Origin of the sequence: Bartonella sp. HY406 (genome assembly GCF_025449315.1) — a bacterium.
In the GTDB taxonomy this organism is placed as follows: Bacteria; Pseudomonadota; Alphaproteobacteria; order Rhizobiales; family Rhizobiaceae; genus HY038.
Genome location: NZ_CP104898.1, coordinates 1 through 8,712 on the forward strand (window position 1 = coordinate 1; position 8,712 = coordinate 8,712).

Here is an 8,712-nt window from a genome sequence, read left to right on the forward strand (position 1 = left end):
GGCGCATTTACTCAAACTAAAGTTTGAATGCGGTTAGGGTTTCACCCCAACACCCCAAAAAAGGCGCGGCGACAATGGCAATTTACAGCTTGATAGTTTCACGAGTTAGCCGTTCGGACGGTCGCTCTGCACTAGCTGCTGCCGCTTATCGTTCAGGCTCGCGCCTCCATGATAAGCGTACAGGTCAAACCTTTGACTATAAACGTCGCAAAGGTATTACCGATAGCTTTATCACACTACCAGATTACGCCCCAGATTGGGCTAGTGATCGGCTTGCGCTTTGGAATGAAGCTGAGGCGGCCGAAAAACGTAAAAATTCAACTGTAGCGCGCGAATTTATGGTTGCGCTTCCTGCTGAATTAAGCCCAGAGCAACGCCGTGAGCTTGTGCAGCGTTTTGTGTGTGCATTGGTTGATGTTTATGGCTTTGCCATTGATACCGCCATTCATGAGCCAAGTAAGAAGGGTGATGATCGTAATCATCATGCTCATTTGTTAGCTTCTTCACGCGTTTTAACGGCAGAGGGCTTCAAAGAGAAAACGAGGGTGCTGGACGATTCAATCTCTGGCCCGAAAGAGATCACAAAAATACGAAAAATGTGGGCTAGTTTTGCGAATGAAGCTTTAGAGAAAGCCCGAATTGATGCACGAATAGATCACCGTTCTAATGTGATGATTGCTGCTGATAAGAAAGACGAGATTGAGCAACTAGAGAAAGAGGCGACAGCATTAGAAGCTAGTGCGTCGAAGATTAATTCTTTTTCTGATATTAAAAAAGGCATTAAAGCGGTACTGCCCCATTTATCGGCTTTATTTGTAAGAAATCCCGTCGAAAAAGCCGCATTGTTGCGTGAGAAAATCGAAAGCCTTTACAGTCAAGTCTCTATACTCTCCCAACCAATCTTAGCGCATCAAGGCGTTGTCAAAACCGCGATAAAGCGCAAGGAGCAAGAACGGCTAGCCAAGGAACTGGCGGCGAAGCACGAAGCCCAGAGAAAGCGGCAAATTCAAAAGCAGTTAGAAGAAGAAAAACAGCGATTAGAAGCCGATAGGCTCGCAGAAATAGAGCGAGTGAAAAGACTAGAGTTACGTTCAAACAAAAAAACAATTCAAAACCAGTTAAGCGGAATATTTGAAAAAAATAATTGCGATAAAGCTAGGATAGAACCGCTTGTAAGTGCTGTTTTACGGTTGCGCAAGGATGTTGATCTATTGCGTGATAACCAGACTTTAAATCCTAATGCTTTGATGATGATGAACCCTACATTTTCTCAACTGAGAAAATTACTTAATAACTCTCATGAAAAAAGGATGTTGATTAAATCACTCAAAGAAAACAGGTTGTTAGATGATGATAGACTGAACAGTCATGACCTTTATGAATACGCAAAGATCATTTTAGAAAATGATAATATGGAAATAGTGGAGTCTCTTCTCGTTTTTTGTGCTTATGAGGGGGCTTTAAAAGAACATGAACTAGAACTAAAGCCAGAAGCAACAAAAATAGAGCCTGAAGAATCCGAAGATGATTATCATCATAACTGGAATAATGGCCCATCAATGTAATCAATTTGTTAGGATAGTTTTTGCTTTGTGATGTTCAACGATATAGAATGTAAAAGGCACGCAAGTTATAATATTTACGGGATGTTATTTATGACGGCTATCACTAGTAAAGAATTAGATGCAATCCTATCAGGTGATCCGGATGAATTGGATGTGCATCTGCGCCTTATTGAACGCGATTTACTCATTAATAATAAAGCCGTCAGAGTACATTGTCATTGTTTGATGGTTGATGGTAATGGCAAAGTAAAACTTAGACGTCTCGCTGAGTTTATGCGTAATGCTGCTGCGGATTATGCTATTCCACGCCGTAGAATAGAAAGTGCAAAAAAAAGAGATAAAAATTTTAACTCTACATCTGCTATAGCAAAAATTCATGAAGAAGCGATAAATTTATTTACGGACTTAAGTAAAACAGGGGAAGGAGGAGAAATGCTCCTCTTTCTTTTAGCCGAGCGTTTTCTTAAGATGCCACATGTACTTTGTAAAATGGATCTCAAAACAGACTCAAGAATGCATTATCATGGTGCAGATGGTGTTTATGCATCAGTCTCAGATGATGGAAAGTTAAAGTTATTTTGGGGAGAATCTAAAGTTTTTGCCAATCCTACCGACGCCATACGCGAATGCTTAAAATCACTAGCACCTTTCTTAATTGAAGAAGATTCTGAAGAATCTTCGCGAGAGCGAGACTTATTGCTTTTAAGTGATAAGGCTGATTTAGGTGATGAAATATTATCCAATGCATTTAAAAATTTTTTTGATACAAGCCTACCTCTATCTAATAGAGTAGAGTATTGCGGATTAGCAATGATTGGATTTGATGTTGATTTTTATCCTAATGACACAGGTAATTCTACTATAGAGGACATAGTATTTTCTGCCCAACAAGAACTTGCATCTTGGGTAGGATCAATTGGGGCAAGGTTAGACGCGGAAAAGCTTGAAAGATTTGATATTCATTTTCTGTGTGTCCCATTACCATCTGTAAGCGAATTTAGAAAAAATTTTTTAGCAGTTATGGGGCGATCAGATGACTGAAAGAGAACTTCAAAATTGGCTCTATGAAACATCCTTGAATGACGAGTTGCAAAATCTTAGTATAGTTACGGCTCAAATTGATATTGAAAATATTATAAAAAAAGATGAAACATTTAATTTTGATTGGCAAAGACTATTATTTGCGGCAAGTATACTTGTTAGATCAGAAAATACCCTTCATCGTGAAGCTAGCTTACGAATAGCAACTGGTGCTATATTGTTATCTAATTCTGATATTATTCGTGATGCAGCTGCTGTAATTTTTGAGAAGTTATCCAATCATAGAGCAATTTTATTAGCTGAACAACGCGGATATTTAACTCCAGACTTAGAAACTAGGCTTGGAGTTTTGCTACGGATTGAAAATCAACGTAAACAATTAGAAAATTCTATTCTTTTAGAAGCTAGTGGTGAGTTATTACCCGTTAATCAATTTCAGCATGATTTTTGGAAAGCTGCCTCTAATAACAAAGCATGGCTTTCAGCTTCGGCACCTACTGCATCTGGTAAAACTTTTCTTGTTCTAAAATGGCTTGTTGATAGTATAGCAACGAATAAAATTCAACGAGTAATTTATCTTGCACCAACACGTGCTCTTGTTTCTGAAATAGAAACTACACTTAATGAAATTGCTATTCAAGCGCATATTAATATTGAAATATATTCCTTTCCTTCTGTAAAAAAATATAATGATACAAAAGCTTCAGACGGAAAATGCGTTTTCGTTTTCACGCAGGAGCGATTACATTTATTAGCAAATATTTTGCAAGAAATTTTAGATTTTGATCTCATTGTAATTGATGAAGCGCATAAAATTGGTGATCAGCAACGCGGAGTTATTATGCAAGACGCCATTGAGCGCCTTATTCGACGGAGTCCCAATATACGCGTAATTTTCATAAGTCCTGCTACAAAAAATCCAGAAATATTACTTGATGACGCCCCAGAAAATATAGAGAAATTTCCGATAAATAGCGATGCTACAACTGTTTTACAAAACATAATTATTGTTCAACAAGTGCCACGTAAACCCAAAGAATGGGCACTGAAAATTCGTTATAACGAAAAATATCTACCTTTAGGCAGTGTTTTATTGCCTTCAGCACCTTCGTCACAATGCAAAAAAATTGCATTTATTGCTGCTACTATAGGTAAAAGCGGAGGAACATTAGTATATTCCAATGGAAAAAAAGATGCTGAAGAAATAGCAAATTTAATCAGCCAGTTAGTTCAAAAAGTCGAGCCAATCGATGAAGAACTAATGGACTTTGCAAATTTAGTCCGAAAATGTATTCATAAAAATTACCAATTAGCACCATTCATAGAGCTTGGAGTGGCGTTTCATTATGGAAATATGCCATCTTTAATTCGCTTAGAGATTGAACGTTTATTCAAAATAGGAAAAATTAAATTCCTCGTATGTACGTCTACACTTATGGAAGGTGTTAATTTATCATGTAAAAATATTGTTGTTCGTGGTCCTAAAAAAGGTATTGGAACACCAATGGAGCCCCAAGATTTCTGGAATCTTGCAGGTAGGGCTGGTCGATGGGGGAACGAATTTCAAGGTAATATCATATGTATTGATACTTCAAATGAAAGTGTATGGCCATATGGCGTTCCGCAAAGAACTAGTTATCCAATACAACGAGAAACCGATATTGCCATTTCTAAAATTAATGATTTAGCTCAATATATAGAAAAAAAACAAACAGGGGGCGATATTAATGAAGTTGAAGTCCGTACTTTTGAGCAGGTAAGTGCATATTTAACAAGAATATTTGTCAATGATGGATCCTTGACGGAGACACCTTGGGCAAAACGTTACGATGAACCAACCTTAAAATTACTTGCAAAAGCTCTCACTCATGCGACAGAAGGTATGACTATAGAAGCAGATATTGGGATTAGAAATCCTGGGGTCAATTTGATTGGATTACAAAAACTTTTAAATTTTTTTAGCACGTATAAAGGAGAAATTGAAGATTTACTAATTGCGCCACCTGAAAGTGATGATGCTTACGAGCGTTTATTAAATATAATGGCGATAATAAATGAAAATATACTTTTAGTCTTTAAACCTCAAAATTTGATACCTTTACATGGGTTGACAATTTTACAATGGTTAAAAGGTTTTTCTTTACCTGAAATTATAAATAAGAGAATAGAATATAAAAAGAGAAGGGGAGAAACACCTGATATTGCCAAAATTATTAGAAATACCCTTGAAATGGTTGAAAAGACAGCTCGCTTTTTAGCTCCTCGATATTTATCCGCTTATGTTGATGTGTTAAACTATCATCTAAAATTGGTAGGACGAGAAGATCTAATTGATAACGATCTTGATATTGCAATTGCCCTTGAATTAGGCGTCAGTTCTATAACACTACGCTCTTTAATGGAGTTGGGAATATCACGTATAAGTGCAGTAGAACTCTATAAAATTATAGCTTTTGACAATCTTGATGAAGAGGCATGTATCAAATGGATAAAAAAATATGATAGCCGGCTAGATAATATAGGATTACCATCTATCATTGTACGAGAAATACGAGAAAAAATCAATTTAAAGGAAAAAAGGAAAAAATAATTGGCAAAATCGGTAGAGCTAACAAACGGTCGAAAGTGGAAATCACAAAACGCTGCAAGGCAGCACTTCAAGGATATGCTAGCACGTTATCGTGATGACCAACCGATACTCGATCATAGCGATCATAGTGATCTTTCTGCCCTTTTAGAACGTTTTGACTTATTTATCACAGATGGTCCTTCGAAAATAGGGTCAGGTATAAAATATTTTGAGAGACGCATCAATAAGGACGATGGATGGTCTAGTCCAGGATTTTGGGTTATACGTATAGACAATACATCGACAGATTTTAGCTATATTAAAGCGATTACTGGCTTACCAAAAAGTAAAGATGAAGAATTTTATAAAGCGTGCCATAACGCAGTGTCGCAAGATTTAATTAATATGAAACAGCAAGAATTTAAAAAAATAGCTAATGCAGACGACATGATCACATGCGATATTACTGGAAGTTTAATAACATATTCTGATACACAGCTTAGCCATGCTCATCCCCCTTTTGGTTTGATAGTCAAAAATTTTTTAAAACTTAAAGGATGGGAAAATGATATTCCATCAGGAATACTTACTTCTTCCGCAGATGCACAACTCTCCACTCATTTTAGTGATAATGCTATTAGCAACGAATTTAAAATCTTTCATCATAGTCAAGCAAATTTAAGACTAATTAGCAAAAAGATATCAGCACAAAGTACACCGCCACATTCAATTATTCATCGGTCTTTAATTAAATTTAAATAACAACGTTTTTGAGACGCAATACGTATTAATAAAATAAGATGATATCGCTATGATTATTAGGTATCGAAACTCATTCTTGTAATATTATATATTCTTTTATATCATTATATGGGTTTTGATAAAAGAGAGTGTTATGCGGCCATCAGTTGCAATGAATATGAATAGAGAGGCTATGCGCGAGGTAACAAAAAGGTTTCGCGCTAAGAATTTACGCGTATTTGGTTCTGTATTACATGGCAAAGATAGCGATGGTAGCGATATTGATTTATTAGTTGATACATTGCCTGGAGCGACGCTGTTTGACTTAGGAGGATTACAGGTAGAGTTAGAGGAAATTCTCGGTCTTCATGTCGATCTTTTAACACCTGGAGATTTACCTATTAAATTTCGAGATCAGGTTCTTGCTGAAGCTATACCAGTATGACAGAGCAACGGTTATCCGATTATTTAGATCATATGCAACAAGCAGCATTTGATGCATGCTCTTTTGTTGAAGGGCTAGAAAACGATGATTTTTTCAACGACAAACGGACACAACAAGCCGTTATTATGAGTTTAATCATTATAGGTGAAGCTGCTACTAAAATTATGGACAGATATCCTGATTTTGCCGAAGCTCATGCACAGGTACCATGGCGAAGTATGCGCGGCATGCGTAATCGTATTGCTCATGGTTATTTTGGTATAGATCTAGATGTCGTTTGGGATACAGTCCAAAAAGCTTTACCTGAATTACTTGAGCAATTGCAGGCCTTGGATAACTCAAATTAAAGTAAGCCCCCAATCGTAGTTATTTTTTAGACTGCCAAAACCAATGCTTTTTTTTAGGTAATAGGTTTTGGGCTTGCTCTTTCCATGCTTCCGCTTGATTTTTCCACTCTATAATGTGCGTTTCAGCTGTATCAGCACGACGACGCTCTGCTGCTAATTCCGTTTCCAAAACTGCAATCCGCAATAGCAGATTATTATCTGAATTATTAGGGTGGGCAACGTGGGCATTAGGTGGGTATTCTATGTGGGCATGCCCACTGCGCGCCCACTGGGCAAGGTCATCATCTTTTATTGTCCATTGGTTCTTATTGTTTCGTGATGCATTAAGCTCAAAACGCTCAATAGCTCGCATTATTGTCCGTCTCGATACGCCAATTTTTTTTGCTGCTTGACTGGGCGTTAGGGTGGGCATAGGTGGGCATCCTGTTATAAAATGCCCACTGGGCACAGGTGGGCATGCTATTTTAATCTTTAGCTACAGTTTAATCTTCATTTTTTCCTGATGTAGGTAAATTAGGCTCCATATTAGGTAGAAATTGTTGTGATGGCGGTTCTAATCCATCACCGAATGGAATTTGTAACTCTCCAACCTTAGGCAGTCTGCGTAATGGTTTTTGATTTCCTAATTGGTCGGCATCTGATTGTTCATCACTGGAAGCTATGACAGTTGCGGAAAACAGACTAAAACGTAAATTATCTCTTGGTTGCGTCCAAGCTACTCGATCATTAATTACATAAGCATTAGCTGTTCCTGAACCTCCTATTTGTAAAGATTCAATCCAATTACCACTTTTTAAAACTTGGATAGCTCTAATCGCAGTAGGTCTAGAGCACTTCATTATTTTTGCTAAAACAGGTAGGCTAATAACTAAGGCATTATTGTCGCCCATTCGAGCAGTCAAAATATGCATGAGTTGAGCTGCTTTGGGCGATTTTCCAATTAATTCTGCCCAAGCTTCATGAACTTCACGCTCAGTCTGCACCCAAGATGCTTTTTTTACATTTTTAGTTGATACAGCTAATTTTAAATCGCCCATTTTTTTACCTTAAAATTTGATACTAGGTAGTATCACACATGGTATATTTTTGAACATACACTTTCAAAAAATGAAAATCAATGTTTTATTTTTGAAAAAAATATAGCTAAATTTGATACTAGGTAGTATCATGAGCTATGATACTACCTCTCCCCGTAAGTCATTGATTTTATTGAGTATCATTTTTTGCCCTTTCTAATGATCTAAGTACGCGACGCGAAGTGCAACGAGAGAGGGAAGCGCGCCATTAAAAAGCGCTGTAGCGACCGAACGAGTTAAGCAAGCTAAAGCGTCAAAAAACATTTTAAAGTTTTCCATCAAGCGAATGTAATGAACTTGTGTGTAAACTTTCTTCCTTAGTGAATTTTCTTTTTTTGGTTCTTTTTTTCTTTTTTCACCAGTCATAGCCTTTTAAAAATTGTAACGATGACAAGTTACATTTCCCGCTTCATTTACAAATACGCTTTTTCGTCATTTGAATTTAATCTCTATGATTTTCCCCCAAATTCTCATTTCTGCAACCATTCGTATAAGCTTCACTGTGATTATTGCTCTTGATGAAATATAAAGCGGTAAGGAATATGCTTTAAAATCGAAAATAAAGCCCATAGAAGCGTTTTATTGTTTTTTTGGTGTTCGGGTCCATCCATTAAACAATTTTGCATTGTAGGGCGCTTTATGCGATTTTATGATGTCGATAATGGAAGCTAACATTTCATCGCTGCCATGTTCTAGGACGACTGCACCGATTAAAATCTTTCGGCGTGTATCGTCTTTGCGGTTTTGCTTTTCATCGAGTACTTTTTGTCGCTCGTTCCTTGCTTCCATTTGTGCCTTTGTTGGTTTTGGTGTCCTGCCTTGAAAGCCATTGCCGCCGTCTGATATTTTCGCCATTGTGTCACCCTTGTTTTTTGCCGTTGGTGTTGTTACTATTTTGCATGAATTGATTTCTTCATTATAACCGAAG

9 protein-coding genes are annotated in these 8,712 nt (G+C 37.1%); 6 read left to right on the forward strand and 3 right to left on the reverse strand.

What is annotated here, in order from left to right:
* Positions 1-74: 74 nt before the first annotated feature.
* The 6 genes from mobQ to N6B01_RS15080 all read left to right on the forward strand — a co-directional run bounded on the left by mobQ (position 75) and on the right by N6B01_RS15080 (position 6,708).
* Complete coding sequence (mobQ, locus tag N6B01_RS15055; RefSeq protein ID WP_262081015.1) at positions 75-1,565, forward strand: MobQ family relaxase; 1,491 nt, start codon at positions 75-77, stop codon at positions 1,563-1,565.
* A 90-nt stretch (positions 1,566-1,655) separates the two neighbouring features.
* A complete protein-coding gene (locus tag N6B01_RS15060) occupies positions 1,656-2,606 on the forward strand; it encodes a HamA C-terminal domain-containing protein (protein WP_262081016.1) in 951 nt (316 codons plus the stop codon).
* Positions 2,599-5,196 (forward strand): DEAD/DEAH box helicase, encoded by a 2,598-nt coding sequence (locus N6B01_RS15065; protein WP_262081017.1) that lies wholly within the window; start codon positions 2,599-2,601, stop codon positions 5,194-5,196. The genes N6B01_RS15060 and N6B01_RS15065 overlap by 8 nt, the downstream gene beginning before the upstream one ends.
* Positions 5,197-5,937 (forward strand): DCL family protein, encoded by a 741-nt coding sequence (locus N6B01_RS15070; RefSeq protein ID WP_262081008.1) that lies wholly within the window; start codon positions 5,197-5,199, stop codon positions 5,935-5,937.
* 133 nt (positions 5,938-6,070) lie between these two features.
* Positions 6,071-6,361, forward strand: coding sequence for a nucleotidyltransferase family protein (locus tag N6B01_RS15075; RefSeq protein WP_262081009.1), 291 nt, complete (start codon positions 6,071-6,073; stop codon positions 6,359-6,361).
* The gene (locus tag N6B01_RS15080) at positions 6,358-6,708 is read left to right on the forward strand and encodes a HepT-like ribonuclease domain-containing protein (protein ID WP_262081010.1); all 351 of its coding nucleotides are present in this window, start codon (positions 6,358-6,360) and stop codon (positions 6,706-6,708) included. Before N6B01_RS15075 ends, N6B01_RS15080 begins: the two co-directional genes overlap by 4 nt.
* 19 nt (positions 6,709-6,727) lie before the next feature.
* Here the strand turns inward: N6B01_RS15080 and N6B01_RS15085 are convergent, their stop codons facing one another.
* The 3 genes from N6B01_RS15085 to N6B01_RS15095 all read right to left on the reverse strand — a co-directional run bounded on the left by N6B01_RS15085 (position 6,728) and on the right by N6B01_RS15095 (position 8,639).
* Entirely contained in the window at positions 6,728-7,120 is a 393-nt protein-coding gene (locus N6B01_RS15085) for a helix-turn-helix domain-containing protein (RefSeq protein ID WP_262081012.1), read from the reverse strand.
* Between the two features lie 70 nt (positions 7,121-7,190).
* Complete coding sequence (locus N6B01_RS15090; protein WP_262081013.1) at positions 7,191-7,745, reverse strand: helix-turn-helix domain-containing protein; 555 nt, start codon at positions 7,743-7,745, stop codon at positions 7,191-7,193.
* Between the two features lie 618 nt (positions 7,746-8,363).
* A complete protein-coding gene (locus tag N6B01_RS15095) occupies positions 8,364-8,639 on the reverse strand; it encodes a hypothetical protein (RefSeq protein ID WP_262081014.1) in 276 nt (91 codons plus the stop codon).
* Positions 8,640-8,712 lie beyond the last annotated feature (73 nt).

Bases quoted from the DNA above. Each gene is read 5' to 3' on its own strand.
- mobQ (WP_262081015.1), top strand. From the start codon at position 75: ATGGCAATTTACAGCTTGATAGTTTCACGAGTTAGCCGTTCGGACGGT.
- N6B01_RS15060 (WP_262081016.1), top strand. From the start codon at position 1,656: ATGACGGCTATCACTAGTAAAGAATTAGATGCAATCCTATCAGGTGAT.
- N6B01_RS15065 (WP_262081017.1), top strand. From the start codon at position 2,599: ATGACTGAAAGAGAACTTCAAAATTGGCTCTATGAAACATCCTTGAAT.
- N6B01_RS15075 (WP_262081009.1), top strand. From the start codon at position 6,071: ATGCGGCCATCAGTTGCAATGAATATGAATAGAGAGGCTATGCGCGAG.
- N6B01_RS15080 (WP_262081010.1), top strand. From the start codon at position 6,358: ATGACAGAGCAACGGTTATCCGATTATTTAGATCATATGCAACAAGCA.
- N6B01_RS15085 (WP_262081012.1), bottom strand. From the start codon at position 7,120: ATGCCCACCCTAACGCCCAGTCAAGCAGCAAAAAAAATTGGCGTATCG.
- N6B01_RS15090 (WP_262081013.1), bottom strand. From the start codon at position 7,745: ATGGGCGATTTAAAATTAGCTGTATCAACTAAAAATGTAAAAAAAGCA.
- N6B01_RS15095 (WP_262081014.1), bottom strand. From the start codon at position 8,639: ATGGCGAAAATATCAGACGGCGGCAATGGCTTTCAAGGCAGGACACCA.